27 protein-coding genes are annotated in these 20,389 nt (G+C 53.9%); all 27 read left to right on the top strand.

All coding sequences use genetic code 11. The features are described 5' to 3' along the window. Nucleotides 1-160: 160 nt before the first annotated feature. The 27 genes from B8P98_RS19085 to B8P98_RS18955 all read left to right on the top strand — a co-directional run bounded on the left by B8P98_RS19085 (nucleotide 161) and on the right by B8P98_RS18955 (nucleotide 20,375). Complete coding sequence (locus B8P98_RS19085) at nucleotides 161-1,777, top strand: TerL protein (RefSeq protein ID WP_095033320.1); 1,617 nt, start codon at nucleotides 161-163, stop codon at nucleotides 1,775-1,777. A gap of 1 nt (nucleotide 1,778) precedes the next feature. Then, nucleotides 1,779-3,248 (top strand): DUF1073 domain-containing protein, encoded by a 1,470-nt coding sequence (locus B8P98_RS19080; protein WP_095033319.1) that lies wholly within the window; start codon nucleotides 1,779-1,781, stop codon nucleotides 3,246-3,248. 55 nt (nucleotides 3,249-3,303) lie between these two features. Then, on the top strand, nucleotides 3,304-3,852 hold the full coding sequence (locus B8P98_RS19075; protein WP_095033656.1) for a phage head morphogenesis protein: 549 nt from the start codon (nucleotides 3,304-3,306) through the stop codon (nucleotides 3,850-3,852). A gap of 261 nt (nucleotides 3,853-4,113) precedes the next feature. Next, nucleotides 4,114-5,397 (top strand): DUF2213 domain-containing protein, encoded by a 1,284-nt coding sequence (locus tag B8P98_RS19070; protein ID WP_095033318.1) that lies wholly within the window; start codon nucleotides 4,114-4,116, stop codon nucleotides 5,395-5,397. Between the two features lie 11 nt (nucleotides 5,398-5,408). Beyond that, the gene (locus tag B8P98_RS19065) at nucleotides 5,409-5,912 is read left to right on the top strand and encodes a structural cement protein Gp24 (protein WP_095033317.1); all 504 of its coding nucleotides are present in this window, start codon (nucleotides 5,409-5,411) and stop codon (nucleotides 5,910-5,912) included. Between the two features lie 10 nt (nucleotides 5,913-5,922). Then, on the top strand, nucleotides 5,923-6,870 hold the full coding sequence (locus B8P98_RS19060; RefSeq protein WP_095033316.1) for a DUF2184 domain-containing protein: 948 nt from the start codon (nucleotides 5,923-5,925) through the stop codon (nucleotides 6,868-6,870). A gap of 47 nt (nucleotides 6,871-6,917) precedes the next feature. After that, nucleotides 6,918-7,274, top strand: coding sequence for an STY1053 family phage-associated protein (locus B8P98_RS19055; RefSeq protein ID WP_095033315.1), 357 nt, complete (start codon nucleotides 6,918-6,920; stop codon nucleotides 7,272-7,274). Then, the gene (locus B8P98_RS19050) at nucleotides 7,243-7,653 is read left to right on the top strand and encodes a DUF4054 domain-containing protein (protein ID WP_095033314.1); all 411 of its coding nucleotides are present in this window, start codon (nucleotides 7,243-7,245) and stop codon (nucleotides 7,651-7,653) included. Before B8P98_RS19055 ends, B8P98_RS19050 begins: the two co-directional genes overlap by 32 nt. After that, on the top strand, nucleotides 7,650-8,153 hold the full coding sequence (locus B8P98_RS19045; RefSeq protein WP_095033313.1) for a hypothetical protein: 504 nt from the start codon (nucleotides 7,650-7,652) through the stop codon (nucleotides 8,151-8,153). Before B8P98_RS19050 ends, B8P98_RS19045 begins: the two co-directional genes overlap by 4 nt. Further along, the gene (locus tag B8P98_RS19040) at nucleotides 8,153-8,539 is read left to right on the top strand and encodes a head-tail adaptor (protein WP_095033312.1); all 387 of its coding nucleotides are present in this window, start codon (nucleotides 8,153-8,155) and stop codon (nucleotides 8,537-8,539) included. Before B8P98_RS19045 ends, B8P98_RS19040 begins: the two co-directional genes overlap by 1 nt. Further along, nucleotides 8,532-9,074: a phage neck terminator protein gene (locus B8P98_RS19035; protein ID WP_410476991.1), complete on the top strand. Its 543-nt coding sequence runs from the start codon at nucleotides 8,532-8,534 to the stop codon at nucleotides 9,072-9,074. Before B8P98_RS19040 ends, B8P98_RS19035 begins: the two co-directional genes overlap by 8 nt. Before the next feature lie 3 nt (nucleotides 9,075-9,077). After that, a complete protein-coding gene (locus B8P98_RS19030; RefSeq protein ID WP_095033311.1) occupies nucleotides 9,078-10,208 on the top strand; it encodes a DUF3383 family protein in 1,131 nt (376 codons plus the stop codon). A gap of 10 nt (nucleotides 10,209-10,218) precedes the next feature. Continuing rightward, nucleotides 10,219-10,662: a DUF3277 family protein gene (locus B8P98_RS19025; protein ID WP_095033310.1), complete on the top strand. Its 444-nt coding sequence runs from the start codon at nucleotides 10,219-10,221 to the stop codon at nucleotides 10,660-10,662. 3 nt (nucleotides 10,663-10,665) lie between these two features. Continuing rightward, a complete protein-coding gene (locus B8P98_RS19020) occupies nucleotides 10,666-11,124 on the top strand; it encodes a phage tail assembly chaperone (RefSeq protein ID WP_095033309.1) in 459 nt (152 codons plus the stop codon). Between the two features lie 35 nt (nucleotides 11,125-11,159). Then, nucleotides 11,160-11,312 carry a DUF6889 family protein gene (locus B8P98_RS19015; protein WP_032409090.1) on the top strand — a complete coding sequence of 51 codons (153 nt, stop codon included), beginning with the start codon at nucleotides 11,160-11,162 and terminating at the stop codon, nucleotides 11,310-11,312. Then, nucleotides 11,302-13,224, top strand: a complete 1,923-nt coding sequence (locus tag B8P98_RS19010) for a hypothetical protein (protein ID WP_095033308.1) — start codon at nucleotides 11,302-11,304, stop codon at nucleotides 13,222-13,224. The genes B8P98_RS19015 and B8P98_RS19010 overlap by 11 nt, the downstream gene beginning before the upstream one ends. After that, the gene (locus B8P98_RS19005) at nucleotides 13,224-13,799 is read left to right on the top strand and encodes a phage baseplate protein (RefSeq protein WP_095033307.1); all 576 of its coding nucleotides are present in this window, start codon (nucleotides 13,224-13,226) and stop codon (nucleotides 13,797-13,799) included. The genes B8P98_RS19010 and B8P98_RS19005 overlap by 1 nt, the downstream gene beginning before the upstream one ends. Further along, nucleotides 13,800-14,102 (top strand): phage baseplate plug family protein, encoded by a 303-nt coding sequence (locus tag B8P98_RS19000; RefSeq protein ID WP_095033306.1) that lies wholly within the window; start codon nucleotides 13,800-13,802, stop codon nucleotides 14,100-14,102. A gap of 2 nt (nucleotides 14,103-14,104) precedes the next feature. Continuing rightward, a complete protein-coding gene (locus B8P98_RS18995) occupies nucleotides 14,105-15,166 on the top strand; it encodes a hypothetical protein (protein ID WP_095033305.1) in 1,062 nt (353 codons plus the stop codon). A 2-nt stretch (nucleotides 15,167-15,168) separates the two neighbouring features. After that, nucleotides 15,169-15,510 (top strand): hypothetical protein, encoded by a 342-nt coding sequence (locus B8P98_RS31710; protein WP_095033304.1) that lies wholly within the window; start codon nucleotides 15,169-15,171, stop codon nucleotides 15,508-15,510. 2 nt (nucleotides 15,511-15,512) lie between these two features. Continuing rightward, nucleotides 15,513-15,896, top strand: a complete 384-nt coding sequence (locus tag B8P98_RS18985) for a hypothetical protein (RefSeq protein ID WP_095033303.1) — start codon at nucleotides 15,513-15,515, stop codon at nucleotides 15,894-15,896. Nucleotides 15,897-15,934: 38 nt separating this feature from the next. Continuing rightward, nucleotides 15,935-16,690, top strand: a complete 756-nt coding sequence (locus B8P98_RS18980) for a Gp138 family membrane-puncturing spike protein (protein ID WP_095033302.1) — start codon at nucleotides 15,935-15,937, stop codon at nucleotides 16,688-16,690. Next, entirely contained in the window at nucleotides 16,690-17,043 is a 354-nt protein-coding gene (locus B8P98_RS18975; protein WP_095033301.1) for a thioredoxin domain-containing protein, read from the top strand. The genes B8P98_RS18980 and B8P98_RS18975 overlap by 1 nt, the downstream gene beginning before the upstream one ends. Then, on the top strand, nucleotides 17,043-18,242 hold the full coding sequence (locus B8P98_RS18970) for a baseplate J/gp47 family protein (protein ID WP_075808578.1): 1,200 nt from the start codon (nucleotides 17,043-17,045) through the stop codon (nucleotides 18,240-18,242). The genes B8P98_RS18975 and B8P98_RS18970 overlap by 1 nt, the downstream gene beginning before the upstream one ends. Continuing rightward, nucleotides 18,239-19,012 (top strand): DUF2612 domain-containing protein, encoded by a 774-nt coding sequence (locus B8P98_RS18965; protein ID WP_095033300.1) that lies wholly within the window; start codon nucleotides 18,239-18,241, stop codon nucleotides 19,010-19,012. Before B8P98_RS18970 ends, B8P98_RS18965 begins: the two co-directional genes overlap by 4 nt. Beyond that, nucleotides 19,012-19,797: a phage tail protein gene (locus B8P98_RS18960; protein ID WP_095033299.1), complete on the top strand. Its 786-nt coding sequence runs from the start codon at nucleotides 19,012-19,014 to the stop codon at nucleotides 19,795-19,797. The genes B8P98_RS18965 and B8P98_RS18960 overlap by 1 nt, the downstream gene beginning before the upstream one ends. After that, nucleotides 19,797-20,375, top strand: coding sequence for a tail fiber assembly protein (locus tag B8P98_RS18955; RefSeq protein WP_095033298.1), 579 nt, complete (start codon nucleotides 19,797-19,799; stop codon nucleotides 20,373-20,375). Before B8P98_RS18960 ends, B8P98_RS18955 begins: the two co-directional genes overlap by 1 nt. Nucleotides 20,376-20,389: the final 14 nt, after the last annotated feature.

The following is a 20,389-nucleotide window of genomic DNA, read 5'->3' as shown; positions in this document are numbered from 1 at the left end:
ACCCTGGTTTATGCACGACTTATTCACTCTATTTTTGCCACTTTTAGCCAGTTAACCCGCACAAAACGACGTTTCAGGCTTAATCAGTGATGAGTGCCGATCCCGTGGTGCGGGTAACGGTCATTATGTTAAATAGGGTCGATTTTTAGGAAATTATCTCATGCCGCTGCCTTTCCACTTTGACTTCAAAAATCCTGATTACAACATGGTTTTTGAGTGGAGAATGGAGCGCCTGCAGCGCATACGGCAGAACCCTGACGTTCTCCCTGCGCTTACGCAGTTTTATCGTAACGACCCGGCGCAGTTCATTATCGACTGGGGCATGACCACAGACCCCCGTAACCTCGACTACGGATTACCGGCAACCATTCCGTTTCTGCTATTCCCGAAACAGGAAGAGTGGATTAACTGGATAATGGAACGCCGTAGCCAGCTCGAAAACGGGCTCACGGAAAAGAGCCGCGAAATGGGACTGAGCTGGACCTCGATAGGGCTTGCCTGCTCGCTGTGCCTGTTCAACAAAGAAATGGTGATTGGCTTCGGCTCCCGTAAAGAGGAGTACGTGGACAGCACCGGTGACCCGAAGGCACTTTTCTGGAAGGCCCGCAAATTTGTTGAAATGCTGCCCGTTGAGTTCCGCGGATCCTGGACGGAAAAAAAGCACGCCCCTTACATGCGCGTTGAGTTCCCGGAGACGGGGGCTGTTATTAAGGGGGAGGCTGGCGATAACATCGGCCGCGGTGACCGTACGACGCTTTACTTTGTGGATGAGGCGGCATTTCTTCAGCGCCCGCTATTGATAGATGCCGCTCTTTCTCAAACTACGCGCTGCCGTATCGATCTCTCGTCCGTTAACGGTATGAGTAACCCATTCGCGCAGAAGCGACACAGCGGGAAAATCCCTGTATTTACCTTCCACTGGCGCAGTGACCCGCGCAAGGATGATGAGTGGTACCGCAAGGAATGCGAGAAAATTGATAACCCGGTCATCGTCGCCCAGGAACTTGACCTGAACTATCAGGCATCCGCTGAAGGCATCCTGATCCCCTCTGAGTGGGTACAGGCTGCGGTTGATGCTCATATTAAGCTGGGTATTCAGCCCAGCGGTCAGCGACTCGGAGCGATGGACATTGCGGACGAGGGCAAGGATAAAAACGGCTTCTCGGCGCGTTACGGCTTCCTGCTGCAGGACGTCAAAGAATGGTCTGGCGAGGGTAGCGATATCTATGCTTCCGTCGTTAAGGTCTTTGGCTATTGCGATGATTTCGGCCTCGATGAGTTCCGTTTTGATGAAGACGGCCTGGGTGCCGGCGCCCGCGGTGATGCCAGGGTGATAAACGAACTTCGCCAGGCCGAACGGCTGGGTTACATCACTGCGACCCCGTTCCGAGGTAGTGGCAGTGTCTTTGACCCGGAGGATGAAGCTGTCCCCGGCGATAACGGCAAACCTGCCCGATTGAACAAAGATATGTTTGCGAATGCTAAAGCACAAAGCTGGTGGCATCTCCGCAAGCTATTCCGTAATACCTTTCGCGCGCTTCAGGGAATGGACTATAACCCCGATCAGATTATTTCCATCAGTAGCACGATGGAAAATAAAGACCGGCTTCTGATGGAGCTGTCGCAGCCCACATGGTCCAAAAACGCCGTCGGTAAGATCCTGGTGGACAAGCAGCCAGAAGGAACCAAGTCACCTAACCTGGCCGACTCAGTGATGATTAACTACGCGCCGATGGATTCATCCCTCGATATCTGGGCCAAACTGGCTGGAGCTTAATATGTCCCGTAAGAAACGCCATAACGGCGCACAACAGCCCGTTAGGACCGCTGACGGGTACAATAACTTCACCGCCAAACTCGGCACTAATACCCAGAACATCCAGACCGGCGGCACGTACGTTCCAGGCTATATCACGCGCAACCGTGTGATGCTGGAATTTGCCTACCGGTCATCGTTTCTTGTTGGCGCTGGCGTTGACTCTATGGCCGATGATATGACCCGAAAGGGGATCAGCATCAGTTCAAAGTTGGAGCCGGGACAGAAGGGCAAAGTAGAAACCTTCTGGGATGACTTCGCTATCTGGGATGGGGTGAATGATGTCCTGAAGTGGTCACGACTGTACGGTGGCGCGATTTTGGTCATGCTGATTGACGGGCAGGATATGTCCACTCCGTTAAATATTGACCGCATCAAAGAGGGGCAGTTTAAAGGCGTCATGGCACTGGATCGCTGGATGGTCAATCCTACCTACCACAACCTGGTGACTGACTACGGGCCTGAGTTTGGAAAGCCGAAATTTTACAAGGTGGTGGTTAACCAGCAGGGTATTCCCCCCTGGAAAATCCATCACAGCCGCCTTATCCGTATGGAGGGCGACTCATTGCCATTCCAGCAGGCCCAGACGGAAAACGGCTGGGGTATGTCTGTTGTCGAGCGCATCTTTGAACGCATTCAGGCATTCGATACAGCGACAGTCGGCACCACGCAGCTGATCCACAAAGCTCACCTTCGAACCTACAGCATTGAGAAATTGCGCACGATACTGGCTACGGGTGGCGACCTTGAAAAAGGACTGATGCGTCACCTGGACATGATCCGAGAATTCCAGACCATCGAAGGCATGACCTTAATGGATGCCTCGGACAAGTTCGAAACGCACAGCTATTCGTTCGCAGGCGTGGCTGATGTGCTCCTTCGCTTCGCCGAGCAGGTCTCAGGCGCTACGGGTATCCCGCTGGTTCGTCTGTTCGGGCAGTCTCCCGCTGGATTCAATACCGGCGATGGTGACCTCGAAAACTACTATAGCCGCGTTAACTCGCTGCAGGAGCGCCGGCTACGTCGCCATGTTCGCAAGTTGCTGGATGTCAGCTGGCGCTCTCTCTTCGGTCAGCCTCTGCCTGATGACTTCACCTTTGAGTTTAACAAGCTCTGGGAGATGTCCGACACGGACCGCTCGACGATGGCTAACAACGTTGCTACGGCGCTCACTGCGTTGGTAGACCGCCAGATCATGCCGGTACACGCAGCAATGAACGACCTGCGTAATATCTCCGATGTGATCGGCATCGGCGGTTCAATTACTGACAAGGATATTGAAGATGCGAAAGCCCAGTGGGAGGAGACTGAATCTGAAACCGAACCTCCGCCGCCGGTCGGAGCGCCAGTATCAGAAAAGCCTGTTGGCGATAGTCGACCAGATAAACCAAATCGTCACGGGCTCTTACGATGGATCACAGGCCAGCGCTGACAGCATCGCTTCCCGGCTTCTTGACTACTCGATGGTGATTGACGACTGGGCGGAAATGGTCGGCAAGAAAATGTTCGCCCAGGTCGAGCAGGAGGAGTGGGGGCAATGGCGGTCAGTCTCTGAGGAGATAGGCGCCGGCCTGCGGGATGTGATGGGTAACACACCCGTCGGCCAGGTAGCGCAGGATATCGTGTATCGCCAGATACAGCTGATGAAATCTCTTCCCCTGGAGTCTGCCGACCGGGTGCGCGATATCCAGACTCGAGCCATTGAGGCGATGGTCAACGGTGAGCGCCCGGATCAGCTCTACGAGATGATTATGCAGACCGGCGGCGTAGCAGCCAGCAGGGCACGCATGATTGCCCGTACGGAGATAGGCCGTGCAACTGGAGCTCTGACACAGGCCCGTGCGTTGGCTGTTGGTTCTGAGGGCTACTGGTGGCGCATTGAAGGCGCTGGTACCCGACCATCACACCGCAAAATGAAAGATAAATTCGTACGCTGGGATGACCCGCCAACCCTCGACGGCATGACCGGACACGCCGGGTGTTTGCCGAACTGCAAATGCTGGTCAGAAGTGCAGATCCCTGAACCGAGAAAATGAAAAATGCGGCTTATCCCTGTCATTCTGGTTGAAACCTCAAATCCGCGAAATGTTATCAAAATGTTGTGATGAAAAAGAGGCCAAAATAGCCCGCTAAACCGGGTCTTTTGCCGCTTTGACCGGACATTTTAATCGAGTCCATTTTCTCTGGTGCGGGTAAGAACCATTATGTTAAATAGCCTGTCATTTTGAACAATTATCCCTTAACCGAAGGTCGCCACTGAGCGGCCTTTTTGTTGTCCGTAATTCAGCAGGTAACCCATGAAATATTACTTCACCGCCAGGCTGGGGGAGACGCTATACCTGCAGGCCGATGGCTCATTGCTTTGCAAAGACGTCCCGATAGCACGAACCGGGACGCAAATTTACCTGCCGGAAGAGGTGAATCTTGAGCCTGACCCATTAACCGGCACCGTGACGGTGTGGCGCACAGAGGATGAGGTTTTCTCCCCGGAGACGATGGCGAGCTTTGAAGGCGTCGCCGTCACACTGGAGCATCCAGAGGGGGAGAATGGCGAAATCGTCTTCGTTAACCCTTCCAACTACTCCGAGCTGGGCCACGGACACATCCAGAACGTTCGCCGCGCTACTGGCGATAAATCGGACCTGCTGATTGCGGATGTTCTGGTTAAGCGGCAGGAGGCTATCGACGCCATTCAGGCTGGCTATACCGACGTCAGCTGCGGCTATGACGCCAAATACAAACAGCTCTCCCCTGGCAAGGGGAAGCAATACCAGATCACGGGTAACCACCTGGCCGTCGGCATTGACCGGGGACGGGCTGGCGGCCGCTGTGCAATCGGGGATTCCGTCCCATCACCCAAAGGAAAAAACATGAAACCTACGTTACTACAGAAGCTGGTAGCGGCCATTCGTACGCGTGATGACGACGCGCTGGCCCGCTTGGCTGATGAGGCCGCGGCAGCAGATTTACCCTCTGATGCGATGGGATCTATCCCTGGCTCTACCATCAACATCAATATCCCTTCTCAGGCTACCGCGCTGCCGACCGAAAACCGGACTACCACAGACGAAACGCCAGACGAACCGGAGAAAGAGAAGACCAACGACGAAGGCGTGCCCGAGTGGGCGCAGGCGCTGATCGCCCGCATTGACGCGCTGGAGGGTAAAACTACCGATGCGGACCCGGATCCGGACGACACCCCGACCGGTGACGAAGACGCGGAAGAAGATAAGAAGGTGACCGGTGACGCTGCGTTTAAGCGCAACATCATCGCGGATGCCGAGATTATCGCTCCTGGCTTCCAGCCTACCGGGGATAAGGGGCTTAAACGTCAGGTCCTCAGCCATGCCATGCGCATGGGTGACAGCCTGAAAGCATTTGGCGTTGATGATTTCACTAAGGCGCCAAAGTCGACGGTTGACGCTGTATTTAAGGCCGCTGTCGAAATCAACAAGGCGAAAAATAACCTGCTGCCGCTGAATAACGGCGTCCGTACAACCGACAGCAACCACAGCACCAAAAACATGTCCCCGGCGGAACTGAACAAGATCAACGCCGATTTCTGGAACAAGCGCAAATAAGGTAATTCAACATGGCTGGAAATGCATATTTAACCCGCATGCCCTTGGGGTTTGTCGGTGCAGTAACGCGCCCGCGTGATCTGACTATCGAGCCGGTTACTCTGAACCACACCAACTTATTTTCAACCTATGGCCTGCCGGGTAAGTACGTTAACGATCAATTCGTTCCCCTGGTGGATGGCGACACCATTGCAAAAGTGAAAGGTATTTTCGTACGTCCGTTCCCTATCACGTCGGCTATTGATCTGGCCTATCTCGGCGTTACCGCCAATCAGGTTGGTGACAACCTCAAGCGCGGTTATATCTGCGTCAAGGCAACGGCAGGCAATGCGGCGACTGCGAAAAAAGGTGATCCGGTATATGTCCGGGTGGCTGGTGGGACTACTCCTAGCCCGGTTGGCACTTTTGTGCTGGTGCAGGATGCCACCGCAACAAATACGCCACTGCTGCCTAACGCAGAGGTTATGGGGCCAGGCGAAGCCGACGGTCGAATCGAAATCGCATTTAACATCTGAGGAAGAATGAATGTTTACAGTTGACAGAGCGACTATCGACTCAACCGGCGCCTTTGTGGTCGGTGAGCTGGAGCGCATGGACCAAACGCTGAACATGCCGCTGGTGTCCGTTAAGTACACCCGCGATATACCACTGCGTAGCGATATCTCCATTGCGGACGAAGTATCATCCTTCACAAACACTGATTTCTCCAGCGTTGGCGGCCCAAACCCGATGGGTAAAAACTGGATGGGTAAGAAGGGCACGGCAACGCCTGGCCCTGAGCTCAACATTGAACCTACCCGTAACAACCTGACGCCGTGGGCGACGGAGGTGTCATGGACCGTTCTTGAGCTGGCATCCGCTCAGAAGCTGGGACGTCCTATTGATGTCCAGAAGTACGAAGCGATGAAGCTGAAATGGAACATGGATACCGACGAGCAGGTGTATATCGGTGACTCTGGCCTGGGCGTGGCCGGCATGCTTAACCTGCCAGATATCACGCCGCTAGCTGCCGCCGCAGCCTGGACAGCTACAACCGATCCGGACGTCATCCTGCAGGATATTAACCTGCTGCTGACCGACGTGTGGATGCGTTCTGGTTATGCGGTATGCCCGGCAAAAATCGGCCTGGCGCCAGAGTTGTTTGGCCTGCTGACCATTAAAAAGGTTTCCTCTGCGGGTAACATCTCCGTTCTGGAGTACGTGAAAATCAACAGCATCGCATTTCAGGAGAATGGTGAACCGCTGGAGATCGTCTCCATCAAGTGGGCGTCAAAACGTGGTGCCGGTGGTTCTCACCGTATCGTTGCGTACACTCAGGACGAAAAGTACATTCGCTTCCCGATGGTGCCGCTGCTGAACACGCCACTGGAGTACCGCAGCATGCAGCAACTGACCGTGTACTACGGAAAACTGGGGCAGGTTGAAGTGCCGTATTCCAATACGCTCTCTTACCTGGACGTTCCGGCATCCTGATAACCTATGTGGGCGAGGGAAACCTCGCCTTCTAATGGAGTAATCACATGAAGTATCTCGTAACTGCTGCCGCAACGCTGAGCCTCGCGGATGGTTCTAAGTTTGAAATCACCAAAGGTGTCCATAGCGGCGCTGACTTCCCTGACAATGTTAAATCTCACTGGGCTTTTGAAGCTTATGCAAAACAGATCGACGACGCAGAGGCAGAGCAACTAGAAGCGGCTAACGCTGACCTGAAGGTTTATGTCGCCTCTCTGGAAAGTGCTAACGCTGCGCTATTAGCCCAGATCGCCGATAAAGATAAGGAAATCGCTGATCTGAAGGCTGCCGCTGAAAATCCTGTTACTGACGATGGAAAGCAGGAGGCTGGCAATGCCAAAAAACAGTCTTCTACCAACAAGTAATCAATTCCGCGCCGACTTCCCAGAGTTCTCCGACACCACCCGTTATCCCGACCCCGCAGTGAATTTCTATTTGGGGCAGGCTGACGTCATCCTCAATCAGGACGTGCTGGGCGATCAGTTCGTTTATCTGGCTGAGCTGTTTGTCGCGCACTATACCGAGCTGCGCGGGCGGGCGATTGCAGCATCCGCTATCGGTGGCGGGGTCAACTCTGCCGGCGGTGGTGTGTTGACGTCGAAATCTGTCGATAAGGTCAGCGCCAGTTACGACGTGTCGGGGATCATCAACCCTGATGCAGGTTTCTGGAACAACACCGGCTACGGCCGCGAGTTCTTCTGGTGGTGGTCGATGTTCGGCGCCGGTGGCAGGCAACTGCTATGAAATCTGGGCTAACGGTTCGCGAGGACAATTACGCCGGTGTCCTCGACGCGCTGAAGCAGCTTTCCGGTACTGACGTGCTGGTGGGTATTCCGGCGGATAAGGCACAACGTGAAGAAGGGCCGCTGAACAATGCAGAAATTGGTTACCTGCAATCCACTGGCGCCACGGTGGAGATCGACGGCGAAACCGTGACATTGCCACCGCGGCCTTTTCTCGACATGGGGATTGAAGACTCTAGGGATAAAACCACTGCCCGGTTAAAACTTGCCGCACAGGCGGCGCTTGATGGTAATGCCGGGATGGCGGAACAGCATCTTGAAGCCGCCGGCCAGATTGCCCGAGACGCTGCAAAAGCGGTTATCGGTGACGGTGACCGCCTCACGCCTCTCTCGGAGAAAACGCTCCAGCGCCGGCGAGCGCAGGGATTACCTGGCGACAAGCCGCTTTATGCGCATGGCTTCCTGTTGCGGGCAATTAACTACGTCGTGAGGAAAAAATAATGCCGTTACTCGATGTGACAGAAGTCCTGTTAGACCCGGATTTTGTCGATCTGACGCTGGTGTGTCACCGGCAGGTGCAGACGGTTGATGAAGATAACTTCCCAGTTAACACCGCGCAGGATATCCCGTTCTCTGGCGTGGTGACTGTCGACCGTTCGCTTGAAGCGAAGCGCATGGCCGCCGGACAGAACATTAACGGTGCGATACTTATCGTCACGCAATTCCGCCTGACGCAGGGTCAGCCAGGGTTAGACGCTGACACTGTGACGTACAGAGGGAGAGAGTACCGCGTGACCTTTGTCGATCCGTACACGGCATACGGTGCCGGTTTCGTTCAGGCTCACTGTGAGCTCTTGGAATTCGACGGGGGAACGCCAATTGAGTAACGACAGCACTACGGCGGGTTACCTGACGCCAGTCGGGGATTCGCCGCCCTACGATGAAGATCTGGAACGGCTAATCAGCCGCTGGATACGGGGCATAACCGGACTGGATGCCACGCTGGTGTACCCTCGCTGGACCGACCCGCAGCAGGCCATCCCAAAAAACGGCACCACCTGGTGCGCGTTCGGTATTACCGGCATCCAGGAGGACTTCAACCCGGCATACGTGCAGGGCGAAGAGAACACCGAGCAGTGGTCACACGAAACCATCAGCCTGATCCTCTGCTTTTATGGCCCGCAGGGTCTGGCGACGGCCACGCGATTTCGTGATGGCCTTCTGGTGGCTCAGAACAACGCCGAACTGAACCGCGCCGGGCTGACGTTCCTGCAGCATGGGCGACTTCTCAATCTTCCCGAACTCATCAATAACCAGTGGGTACGCCGTTACGATATCAGCGTTGACCTGCGCCGCAAAATCATCCGCCAGTACGGCATTAAATCGCTGGTCGACGCGCCAGTGCAATTCTTTGGAGATTAAAACATGGCACAGGGTTTACCTGTTTCCAATGTCGTTAACGTTGATGTCATCATGTCACCGGTAGCGGCAACGGGGCGTAACTTCGGTGCGCTCCTCATTCTGGGTACCTCTACCGTTATCCCGGTCACTGAGCGTATTCGCCAGTATTCAGCCATTGAGGATATCGGCGATGATTTTGGTGTCGATTCTCCCGAGTACGAGGCGGCGACCATCTTCTTTTCACAGTCACCAAAACCAACTCTGGTCTATATCGGCCGCTGGGGGAAAGCGGAGACGGGAGGCGAAACCCTGCTGCAGGCGGTTAATGCCTCACTGCAATACACCAACTGGTACGGACTAGCGATTGCCGATAGTGCCGATCTGGTTGAAGCGGATGTGATTTCGGTGGCCGCGGCGATCGAGGCTTCCAGTCTTAGCCGTATTCTGGCGGTAACCACTGATGACGCGAATGTGCTGGTATCCGGTAATACCGACAATATCGGCTATAAGCTGAAGGCAGCGGCCTACTCCCGCACGTTCTGGCAGTACAGTACCAGCAGCAAATATGCCGCTATCTCGGCCTTCGGTCGTGCGTTTACGGTGAACTTTACCGGCAACAACACCACAATCACCCTGAAGTTTAAAACCGAGCCTGGTGTGACGTACGAGACGCTGACGACCGCACAGGCAGCCGCTATTGATGCCATTAACGGTAACGTCTACGTCTACTATGCCAACGACACTGCGATTATCCAGCAGGGTGTAATGGCTAACGGCGACTTCTTCGACGAGCGCCACGGGCTGGACTGGCTGCAAAACTACGTTCAGACCAATCTATTTAACCTGCTGTACACCTCGACCACTAAAATTCCGCAGACCGATGCCGGCGTTACCCGGTTAATGACCAACGTCGAAGCATCGCTGGATCAGGCGGTGAATAACGGCCTGATTGCTCCGGGCGTCTGGAATGGCGGTCCGATTGGACAGATTGAATCCGGGGATACGCTGACCAAAGGTTATTACGTCCATGCCGATGTGGTAGCCAATCAGGCGCAGTCTGACCGTGAAGCGCGTAAGTCGCCGGTGATTCAGGCAGCGATTAAACTGGCGGGCGCCATTCACTATGCCGATGTGCAGATCAACGTGGTCCGTTAAGGGGGAATAAATGGGAAATACCTACAGCTTTATTGACGTATCGGCCTCCCTTACCGGACCGACCGGGAGTATCGATCTGGGTTCCGGTTCAGCGAACTCCGAAGAAGGCATAACGGTCGTGATGACCGAGGCAAAAAACACCATGACCATCGGTGCGGACGGCGAAGGCATGCATAGCCTGCACGGCGGCAAAAGCGGCACAATCACCGTCACTCTGTTGAAAACCTCCCCGGTAAACAAAAAGCTGTCCCTGATGTACAACGCACAGAGTCAGTCCTCCGCCACCTGGGGCAATAACGTTATCGTCGTGCGAAACAAAGCATCCGGCGATATCTCGACCGCCCGCGGATGCGCGTTCCAGAAACAGCCGGATCACGCTAACGCCAAAGTTGGCAATACGGTGTCGTGGGTATTCGACTGCATCAAAATCGACCAGCTGCTGGGGGAGTTCTAACCGATGGAATTTGAAATCAAAGGCGTTAACTACCGTACGGCGAAGCTCGACGTTTTCCAGCAGTTGAAGGTAAGCCGTAAGCTGCTGCCGGTGCTGGCCGGTCTGGTCAGTGATTTCAGTACGCTGAAATCTTTGGTGGTCAGGGATGGTGAAGGGAAGGTTGTTTTTGATAAGCAAAGGGGATCTGCTGTGCTGGATGCTGTTTTGCCTAAAATTGCCGACACTCTGGCGTCACTGCCGGATGAAGACGTTAACGCGGTGATATATCCCTGCCTGGGCGTCGTTTCCCGTCAGCACGAAAAGGGATGGGTGAAAGTCTTCGATCAGGGCGTGCTGATGTTCGACGATATCGACCTGTTTACGATGCTGCAGCTGGTGGCGCGGGTGGTCGCCGACAGCCTGGGAAATTTTTTGAAAGAACTCCCCGACAGCGAGACGGTGGCCCCGTCGCCGCAGGATTAACGCTGGAATCCCTGCCGGAAGGCGAAAGCTTCCTGATGCGCCCGGTGGAAGCCGGGTACATTCCTTACACCGCATTGAAGGATGGTTCGGTCGACCTGGCCGACGTTGCCCGCATGAATGACTGGCTGGACCTCAAAGCCGATAACGATTACCGCATAGCGAAATGGAGAGAGGCTAATGAACGCTGAAACGCTCAAGGACTTTCTGATCTCGCTTGGGTTCAAGGTTGATGAGGCAGGCGCCAGAAAGTTCGATGCTGTGATTACAGGGACAACGCTCAAGGCAATTGAACTCGGTACCAAAGTTGAACTGGCGGCCGCTTCAGTTGTGGTCTTCACAGCTAAAATCGCCAGCAGCCTCGATAACCTGTACTGGGCCTCTCAGCGGACCGGAGCAACGGTCCAGGGCATCAAACAGATAGGTTACGCCGTCAGTCAGATGGGCGGCAGTGTGGACGCCGCCCGCGGCTCTCTGGAAAATCTGTCACGGTTCGTGCGTAACAACCCAGGCGCCGAAGGGTTCCTGAATCGCCTGGGCGTGCAGACGCGCGATGCCAAAGGCAATATGCGGGACATGGCGACGATCTTTACCGGCGTCGGCCAGCGGCTAAGCAGCATGCCGTACTACCGCGCAAATCAGTATGCGCAGATGCTGGGTATTGATGAAAACACCCTGATGGCTATGCGTCGCGGTATCGGACAGTTCAGCGCCGAATACACCGCAATGGCGAAGGCGATCGGCTATAACGCCGACGTGGCAGCCGTCAGTTCAAACAAATTCATGACGTCGCTGCGCTCGTTCGGCGAAATGGCCGGCATGGCACGGGATAAAATCGGTTCCGGCCTCGCTGATGGCCTGGCCGGGTCGCTGGACCGGTTGCGGCGCCAGATACTGGACAATTTCCCGAAAATCGAAGGCGCAATCACCGCAACGGTTAAGGGGATCCTCTGGGCTGGTGAAATGGTCGGCAGGATGATTTACCGGCTCATGCAGTTAGGCCAGGGTATCAGTGACTGGTGGGATTCTCTGGATAAGCAGTCTCAGGAGCTGATAGAGCTCCTCGGGGCACTGACTGCAGCCTGGTGGCTACTGAACCGCGCCATGATGGCGTCGCCTATTACCTGGGTGCTTGGCCTTGCGGGTGCCATAGCGTTGCTTTGGGAGGATTACCAGACCTGGAAAGAGGGCGGCAAAAGCCTTATCGACTGGGAGAAATGGAAACCTGAAGTTGATGCCGCGCTTAAGATGGTTGGCGACCTGAAACAAACGGTCATCGATCTCGGGAAGGCGCTGGCGAAGCTTCTGAACATCGACCCTAAATCCTGGTCACTGAAGTGGGACTTCAGCAACTTTATTACCCAGATGGGCGAATTCAGCAAAATGCTGAGCCTGATTGGCGACCTGCTGAATGCCATCAAAGACGGCCGCTGGTCCGATGCCGCCAGCATCGGTAAAGCGCTACTGAAACAGGGGAGCGATCAGCCAGATGCATTGCCTGGCGTAACCAGTAGTGCCGTTAACGCCCGGGGTAAGGTCCTCGGTTTCTGGGAGGAGGTTAAAACCCGCTTCAGTGACGGCGGCTGGTATCAGCACGAGCAGAAAACTCTCGCCGATCGGAACAATAATCCGGGGAATATACGACCTGTAGGAGGTGGAGGATTCCGGAACTTTGGATCTGCGCTTGAAGGCTGGAGCGCCATGAAGAACCAGCTGATGCGCTACTTCACCGGGAAAACGACCGGCCGCCGTCTGCAGACCATCATGGATATTGTAAGCACCTGGGCGCCAGCGGGAGACAATAACGACCCGCAGCAGTACGCCAGGCAGGTAGCCGGGTGGATGGGCGTATCGCCTACGGCAGCACTTAACCTGTCAGACCCAAATACGATGGGTGCGCTAATGCAGTCTATGGCCCGCAAGGAGGGTTATTCGAACTGGAACAGCCCACTGGCTCATCAGGCTGCTGGCGCGCAAGTTCAACAGCAGAACACCTACAACATCTATGGCGCAAATGCTCAGGAGGTCGGGCAGGAAGTCGGGCGCCGGCAACTTGAGGCAAACGCCAGGGTATTGCGGGTTAACCAAAGTGGGGCCGGCTGATGGATATTCTCTCAACGCTATTTCAGCAGCAGAGCCGGCGGATCGGGCTGATAGTTCCCAGTGTTGTCATTTCTGAAAAGCACAATGACACGCTGGAAATTACCGAACACCCGGTAGAGGTTGGTGCTGCAATTTCTGACCACGCCTACCGCCGCCCATCTGAAGTGGTTATGCAGGTCGGTTTTGCCGGCGGCGGGTCACTGCTCGATTTCCTGGATACCACCTCTATCGGGTTGAGCGCAGGGCTTAGCCCGAAAGAAACGTATCAGGAGTTGCTGGACCTGCAAAACAGCAGGGTGCCTTTCGATGTGGTGACCGGTAAGCGGATTTACACCAACATGCTGATCCGTGCTCTGGAGGTTACCACCGACAGGGCGTCAGAAAATGTTCTGTCCGCAGAGCTAACGCTTCGTGAGGTAATTATTACCAGTACAACCACCACGCAGGTAGCAGCCAAAGAAGATATGAAACTGGGGGCTAATACTTCGGCAGTGCAGAACTCAGGAGTTAAAACGCCGACGGCGAAAAATGAGTCTCTGTTAAGCCGCTTGGCTGGCTACGCAACCGGAGGATAAATGGCCGTATCAGAAATCCCGCTGTCACCAGAAAATCAGTCGTTTTCAATATCACTGGCGGGGCAGAGTTTTCAGATGGCGGTTACCTGGCGGGCTGCGTTCTGGTGTCTGGACATCATGGACAGCAGCGGTGGCGACCTGATTAAAGGCGTACCGCTTATCACCGGCGCTGACCTGCTGGCGCAGTACGATTATCTCGGGCTGGGGTTTTCGCTTTATGTCGGCTGTGATAACCCGGCGAACGAAAACCCCACCGAAACCGATCTCGGAATAAACAGCCATCTTTATGCGGTAACGGAGTAATCATGTCACAGAACTGGATGCGGCATTTTGAGTTGCAGCTTGTCGACTCGAAAGGCAACGCTACCGATTTCGGTAGCTTCAAGGTCACTTTTACCATCGACTGGTTCAATCTGAGCAGTGAAACGCGGGTAGGGACCTTCAAGGTGTATAACCTCGCTGCTGATACCGTTAACCGGATTGTTGGCGATGAATTTACCCGTATCCGGGTAATTGCCGGTTACGACGGGATTGCGGCTGATGTTTCCGCCAGCCAGGTCGGCGTAGCGCGAACAGTAAACCACGACGAAGTAGGCCAGATGGACGGGCGAAATTATGGGCTAATCTTTGATGGCGAGATCCGCTACACCATCACCGGTAAAGATAACCCCATCGACAGCTTTGTGCTGATTCAGGCGGCCGACTCAGACCGGGCATTTGCAACCTCGATCATGACGCAGACGCTTGCTGCGGGCTATACGGTTGCAGATGTCAATGCGGCACTGATGAAGGATTTCAACGCAAAAGGCGCGACTGAGGGAAGCACTCCTGCTATGCCCGCTACGGTCTTCCCACGTGGGCGGGTGCTGTTTGGCATGACGCGTCACCTGATGGATAACGTTGCCGATCAATGCCAGGCTGACTGGATGTTTGTTGATGGTAAGCGTGAGATGGTGGCGAAAAACGAAGTGGTTCACGATGCTATTAAGCTGAACAGCGCGACTGGCCTCATCGGTATGCCGCAGCAAACCATCGGCAGCGGTGTTAACGTGCGCTGTCTGATTAACCCCAATATCCGGGTTAACGGGCTGATCGAGTTGAATCAGGCCTCCGTCTATCGCACGGTACTGGGTAATAACGATATCGCCATGACTCAGGGACGCATCACCGACCAGAACAACAACGGCAACATCACCGTTGAGGGTACTACCGCACAACCCGCGAGCATTGCGACCGACGGCGTTTATATTGTGCGCGGCATTATGTACACTGGCGATACACGGGGCCAGGCGTGGTACATGGATATGATGTGTGAAGCGCGTGGGGCTACCGATCTGAGAACGATGGATTCGCTAAACCGGGGGTAACATTGAAAACTTTCGCCATAATTATAGGTTTATTCATTTCCTTTGGAGCCCTTGCAAACGGATATACCGCATACTGCGGACCATACACTGTAGTGGCAAACCTAGGCGAAATGGACGTTATCAATGGTGAGCGAGTGACATCTCAAAAAATCACAAACTTAGGTAGTGATGGGATAAAGATCGACATGGGCCTGATGCCCGCCAAAGACGGGAATAACTACGGGTTTCAGTACATTCATCGACCTGGCTCTGAATCTCGATTTTTGAACGTTCAACTTCTACAAAATAACATGGATGCACCGAAAGTTATCGGGTCCTTCCCTTGCAAAAAGGTGTCTAACTAATTATGGGGTATGTTAAATTTTTAGCTCCTTTACTTTTAAGCTTGCCCTTTTTTACTTTTGCCTCAGGGGTATCCGGACCGCCAATAAATATAATTTGTGGTAAAGATGATTACATATTATATGAGAGCGTGAATTATCAGCATGCAGCTATTAAAAATGGCGTACTGATGAGCGATACAAAGGGATTTTCAAATCCTTATGAAGATGACGAAAATGCCGTTATTTTTGAGTTTGATGAATGGGGGCAGAACGGAGGCATTCACGTGCATCATTTCCTCGTATTCAATACAGTTCACAAAACAATGACACTGCAAAAGCGCACTCTTGATGCCGATAATCTACCAAGAGGTGACGGCACCACTGAAAAATGCAAGCTTAAAAAATAACCCGCTTCGGCGGGTTTTTAATGCCCGGAGTAAAGCAAATGGCTGTATCTGACAAAACCCGCAGTGGTGCGCTGGCGGAGGTTCTGGCGTCTGAACGGAAGGTGATCGGCGAGCAAATGCGTGTTGCGCTACCCGGCATCATCCAGTCATTTGATCCTGATGCCGTCACTGCTGTTGTTCAGCCGGCAATCCGCTACGTCGAACGAGATAACGACGGCAACAAAAGCACGAAGGATTACCCGCTGCTGGTGGACGTTCCTGTCGTCTTCCCTCGCGGTGGTGGCTGTACGCTGACTTTTCCCGTTAAAGAAGGTGATGAATGCCTGGTGATTTTTGCCGACCGCTGCATTGATTTCTGGTGGCAGAGCGGGGGCATACAGGAGCCGGTAGACGGGCGAATGCACGATTTGTCTGATGCCTTCTGTATTGTTGGTCCGCAGTCGCAGGCGAAGAAAATCGGCGGCATCAGCACTACGGCCGTGCAGCTGCGTACCGATGACGGGGCAGCATTTATTGAGGTGGCTGCAGGTCATGACGTCACCGTTAAAACGCCTGGTAAATTGACGGCCAGCGCCGACGGCGGAACGGAAATAACATCCCCTGAAATCATTCTTAATGGCAACGTGACGATCAACGGCAACCTGTCGCAAGGTATGGGTGATAGCGGAGGCACCGCGACGATGCACGGCCCGGTCACCGTAACTAACGACGTGACCGCTGGCGGTAAGAGCCTGATGACGCACACGCATGGAGGGGTTGAACATGGCAACGACAGCACAGGAGGGCCTGAGTAATGCGCTACCGTCGAGAAGATGATGACGGGGATTACACCTTCGGTCAGGGTGATGATACCTGGCTGGTTAATTCCCCTGAGGCTGTCGCGCAGGCCATTAAAACGCGATTTTTACTCTGGTACGGTCAGTGGTTCCTCGATACCACAGAGGGAACACCCTGGATTCAGTCGGTACTGGGTAAGCAAAAGCCCGATACCTATAACCTGGCTATCCGACGCCGCATCCTGGAAACGCAGGGCGTCAGCTCTATCACCGAATTTAATACCGAAGTTGATGGGCGTACGCGCCGTGTAACGTTCACAGCAACGGTAGAAACCCTCTACGGGACAACCACAGTAACCTCGGAGGCGTAATGTCTTTGGACCTCGATACACTCGGCTTATCGGCAACGGTAACCGCTGAGGGGATAAGTGCGCCAGACTATCAGACCGTGCTGGATACTATCACCGGCTATTTCCAGCAGATTTATAGCAGTGATGCCTATCTCGATCCTGACAGCAAGGACGGCCAGATGGTGGCGCTGGTGGCTCTGGCCATTCATGACGCGAACAACACAGCCATTTCGGTTTACCGTTCGTTCTCGCCGGCGACGGCCCTGTCAGATGCACTGACGAGCAACGTCAAAATTAACGGCATTACCCGGCGTGCAGCGACTAATTCGACGGTCGATCTACTGCTGACCGGCACTATCGGCACGACCATCACAAATGGTTCGGTACGCGACACAAACAGTGTGGTGTGGAATCTGCCGGCGACGGTAGTGATTGGCTCTGATGGTACCGTGGTGGCGACGGCCACGTGTGCGAATGCTGGCGCCGTAGCTGCGGTGGCGGGGTCGGTAAATGGCATCAACACGCCGACGCGTGGATGGTCTTCGGTGACTAACCCTCTGGCGGCCACGGTAGGTGTCGCTGCTGAGATGGATGCGCAGCTACGCGTAAGGCAGGCGCAAAGCGTCGCGCTGGCCTCTCTCACGCCGTTTGACGCGGTAGATGGTGCAATTGCTAACGTTGAAGGCGTAACCCGTCACAAGCTGTTTGAGAATGATACCGAGATTACGGACGCTAACGGGTTACCAGAGCACTCTATTTCTGCTGTCGTTGAGGGTGGGGATGCAACAGAAATTGCCAGTACCATCCGAAGCGTGAAGGGGCAGGGAGTATCCACCTACGGCACGACGGCCGTGGTAGTCACAGATAAGTATGGAAATCCTTATACCATTCGTTTCTCTCGCCCGGTAGATGTTCCGGTATATGTGTCAATTACCCTGAAGGCGTTAACTGGCTACACCTCAGACATTGGCGATGAAATGAAAGCCGCTGTGGCTTCGTACATTAACTCTCTCGCTATTGGTGATGGTGTGCTGCTGAGCCGGGTTTATTCCCCGGCGAACCTCGGCGTAGTCAGTGGAGGGAATGCGCGATATTACGACATTATGGAGCTGTTAATAGGTCGGTCGGCTGAGTCTGTCGCAGCAGCTAATGTCACAGTCGTATATGACGAGGCCGTTTCATGTAGCGTGGAGAATATAGAGATAACGGTGACAGCATGAGCAAATACACCGATCTTATTTCCAACTACCATGCAGGAAAACCAAAATTTGTAAAACATGTTGATCTGTCGACAAGGCCGCTAATTGATGTGTCTGGTTCAGTGTCCGGTCTTATCTCTGCGTTCGATATAGATACTGGCGTAGGGGCACAACTTGATATTCTTGGTAAATGGATTGGTGTAGCCCGAACTGTTGCCGCGCCGATATCTGGTGTTTTCCTTGAATGGGACAAAGAGCGAGTTGGCTGGGATCAGGGGATCTGGCTTGGTCCGTACCAGTCTTCTGATGCATTAACCTACCTGAGCGATGACGTATATCGGGTCGTGTTAAAGGCCAGAGTAGGGATTAATAACTGGAATGGTCAGAACGGAACGCTGCCTGACATTCTGGAAACAGCGCTTTCTGGTACTGGGATTAAAATGATCATCCTCGATAATCAGGATATGACTATCTCAGTGCTCATCGTCATTGATTCTGAATATTTAATGTCTGTAACAGACCGGTTGATATTTGATTCTGGAATGAACCGTGGTCCTTTTATTTCTCTTCCTGATGATTACACGCCATCGCGATATGACATTAACCCAATAGATAAACTCCCGGCTGAGTTTGTTTTTGTTGTGCGTGCAGGCCTTCTTACCGTAAAGGCCGCCGGGGTAAGAGTCAGGGAAACAGTTATGCCCTCTAATGGATATAAATTCTTTGGATTTGATGTCGAAAATGACTATATCGCTGGCTTTGAGTCCGGCGCATGGGGAGAAAACTTCTGATGCCAGTTAATAACTTTAAACCGTTTGCCATCGCATCTGGCTCAAATGTGACATCTCAGACGGAATGGGAAGGTTTGATAGCCCTTTCTACAGGATTTACAGCGGGGCTGGCCCGGTCTGCACAGATTAATAAAGCCCTGCGCCAGGGGACGGTGATGGCGAGCGTCTTAGCTCAGTTCATGGCTGAGACAACCGAAGAGGATGTGCTTGATGATGGAGATACAGCAAAACTGGTATCTCTGCTGATCAGTTCAGTTAACACGGTTGCGCGGAGCGCTCTGCCAGTTGGCACCCCCATACCATGGCCCTCTGACATTTTGCCGGCAGATGGTAATTTCGCTTTCATGCAGGGGCAGGCATTCAGCCTTACGGCATACCCGTTACTGGCTACAGCTTACCCGTCAGGTGTCATTCCAGACATGCGAGGCTGGACCATTAAGGGGAAGCCGGCCACCGGGCGTGCGGTGCTGTCTCAGGAACAGGATGGCGTTAAATCACACTCACACACAGCGTCGGCCACATCGACCGATCTCGGTACCAAAACGACAAGCAGCAACGGGGACCACAACCACACGTGGGGATCGGCAATGCAGAAGCAGGGCGGTAGCGATCAGGAAGTTGGCAGCAACAGCGGCAATAACTTTGGCACAACCTCTACTGCCGGCGCGCACACGCATACCCTGGCTCTTGGCGCTCACTCGCACATCATTACTGTCGATGCTGCTGGTAACGCAGAAAACACCGTCAAAAACATCGCATTTAACTACATCGTGAGGCTCGCATAATGTCTTTTGAAATGTCTGACAAACCTCAGGTGGTAACCGTTTATCATATCAGCGACGATACGGGGGAGCTGGTGGGCGTTGAAGAATTGTCGATCCCGCCTCATACCGGCTTGCCTGCCTTCAGCACTCAAAGTTCACCACCCGAAACAGCCACAGGAGAAACGGCGGTTTTTAATACCGCTGCGGGCCTGTGGTCTATTTTCGAGGACCATCGCGGAAAAATCGTATACAGCACCATATCTGGAGAGCCTGTTGAGATTTCAGAACTCGGCGCCCTGCCAGATGATGTGACGGCAATAGCACCCACTGACAGCTACCAAAAATGGAATGGCGATGGTTGGATTAGTGACCCGGAGGCTAAACACCAGGCTGAAGTGAGCAGCGCTATTGAGCTGTTAACCGAGTTGATGCGAGAGGCAAACGCAAAAATAGCCCCTCTAAACGACGCTGTAGAGCTTGGTATCCAGACCGACGAAGAAGTCATGCAACTGACTGAGTGGAAAAAATACCGTGTTGCTTTGAGCCGCATTGATACAGCTACCGCTCCCGATATCGCCTGGCCTGAAATTCCTGCCTGATTTGTTTCTGAGGT

This window comes from Klebsiella quasivariicola (assembly GCF_002269255.1).
GTDB classification, from domain to species: domain Bacteria; phylum Pseudomonadota; class Gammaproteobacteria; order Enterobacterales; family Enterobacteriaceae; genus Klebsiella; species Klebsiella quasivariicola.
This window is presented reverse-complemented; position numbering and strand designations above follow the sequence as displayed.

Excerpts from the sequence above, each read along its gene's own strand:
- B8P98_RS19085 (WP_095033320.1), top strand. The coding sequence starts at position 161 with ATGCCGCTGCCTTTCCACTTTGACTTCAAAAATCCTGATTACAACATG.
- B8P98_RS19080 (WP_095033319.1), top strand. The coding sequence starts at position 1,779 with ATGTCCCGTAAGAAACGCCATAACGGCGCACAACAGCCCGTTAGGACC.
- B8P98_RS19075 (WP_095033656.1), top strand. The coding sequence starts at position 3,304 with ATGGTCGGCAAGAAAATGTTCGCCCAGGTCGAGCAGGAGGAGTGGGGG.
- B8P98_RS19070 (WP_095033318.1), top strand. The coding sequence starts at position 4,114 with ATGAAATATTACTTCACCGCCAGGCTGGGGGAGACGCTATACCTGCAG.
- B8P98_RS19065 (WP_095033317.1), top strand. The coding sequence starts at position 5,409 with ATGGCTGGAAATGCATATTTAACCCGCATGCCCTTGGGGTTTGTCGGT.
- B8P98_RS19060 (WP_095033316.1), top strand. The coding sequence starts at position 5,923 with ATGTTTACAGTTGACAGAGCGACTATCGACTCAACCGGCGCCTTTGTG.
- B8P98_RS19055 (WP_095033315.1), top strand. The coding sequence starts at position 6,918 with ATGAAGTATCTCGTAACTGCTGCCGCAACGCTGAGCCTCGCGGATGGT.
- B8P98_RS19050 (WP_095033314.1), top strand. The coding sequence starts at position 7,243 with ATGCCAAAAAACAGTCTTCTACCAACAAGTAATCAATTCCGCGCCGAC.
- B8P98_RS19045 (WP_095033313.1), top strand. The coding sequence starts at position 7,650 with ATGAAATCTGGGCTAACGGTTCGCGAGGACAATTACGCCGGTGTCCTC.
- B8P98_RS19040 (WP_095033312.1), top strand. The coding sequence starts at position 8,153 with ATGCCGTTACTCGATGTGACAGAAGTCCTGTTAGACCCGGATTTTGTC.
- B8P98_RS19030 (WP_095033311.1), top strand. The coding sequence starts at position 9,078 with ATGGCACAGGGTTTACCTGTTTCCAATGTCGTTAACGTTGATGTCATC.
- B8P98_RS19025 (WP_095033310.1), top strand. The coding sequence starts at position 10,219 with ATGGGAAATACCTACAGCTTTATTGACGTATCGGCCTCCCTTACCGGA.
- B8P98_RS19020 (WP_095033309.1), top strand. The coding sequence starts at position 10,666 with ATGGAATTTGAAATCAAAGGCGTTAACTACCGTACGGCGAAGCTCGAC.
- B8P98_RS19015 (WP_032409090.1), top strand. The coding sequence starts at position 11,160 with ATGCGCCCGGTGGAAGCCGGGTACATTCCTTACACCGCATTGAAGGAT.
- B8P98_RS19010 (WP_095033308.1), top strand. The coding sequence starts at position 11,302 with ATGAACGCTGAAACGCTCAAGGACTTTCTGATCTCGCTTGGGTTCAAG.
- B8P98_RS19005 (WP_095033307.1), top strand. The coding sequence starts at position 13,224 with ATGGATATTCTCTCAACGCTATTTCAGCAGCAGAGCCGGCGGATCGGG.
- B8P98_RS19000 (WP_095033306.1), top strand. The coding sequence starts at position 13,800 with ATGGCCGTATCAGAAATCCCGCTGTCACCAGAAAATCAGTCGTTTTCA.
- B8P98_RS18995 (WP_095033305.1), top strand. The coding sequence starts at position 14,105 with ATGTCACAGAACTGGATGCGGCATTTTGAGTTGCAGCTTGTCGACTCG.
- B8P98_RS18985 (WP_095033303.1), top strand. The coding sequence starts at position 15,513 with ATGGGGTATGTTAAATTTTTAGCTCCTTTACTTTTAAGCTTGCCCTTT.
- B8P98_RS18980 (WP_095033302.1), top strand. The coding sequence starts at position 15,935 with ATGGCTGTATCTGACAAAACCCGCAGTGGTGCGCTGGCGGAGGTTCTG.
- B8P98_RS18975 (WP_095033301.1), top strand. The coding sequence starts at position 16,690 with ATGCGCTACCGTCGAGAAGATGATGACGGGGATTACACCTTCGGTCAG.
- B8P98_RS18970 (WP_075808578.1), top strand. The coding sequence starts at position 17,043 with ATGTCTTTGGACCTCGATACACTCGGCTTATCGGCAACGGTAACCGCT.
- B8P98_RS18965 (WP_095033300.1), top strand. The coding sequence starts at position 18,239 with ATGAGCAAATACACCGATCTTATTTCCAACTACCATGCAGGAAAACCA.
- B8P98_RS18960 (WP_095033299.1), top strand. The coding sequence starts at position 19,012 with ATGCCAGTTAATAACTTTAAACCGTTTGCCATCGCATCTGGCTCAAAT.
- B8P98_RS18955 (WP_095033298.1), top strand. The coding sequence starts at position 19,797 with ATGTCTTTTGAAATGTCTGACAAACCTCAGGTGGTAACCGTTTATCAT.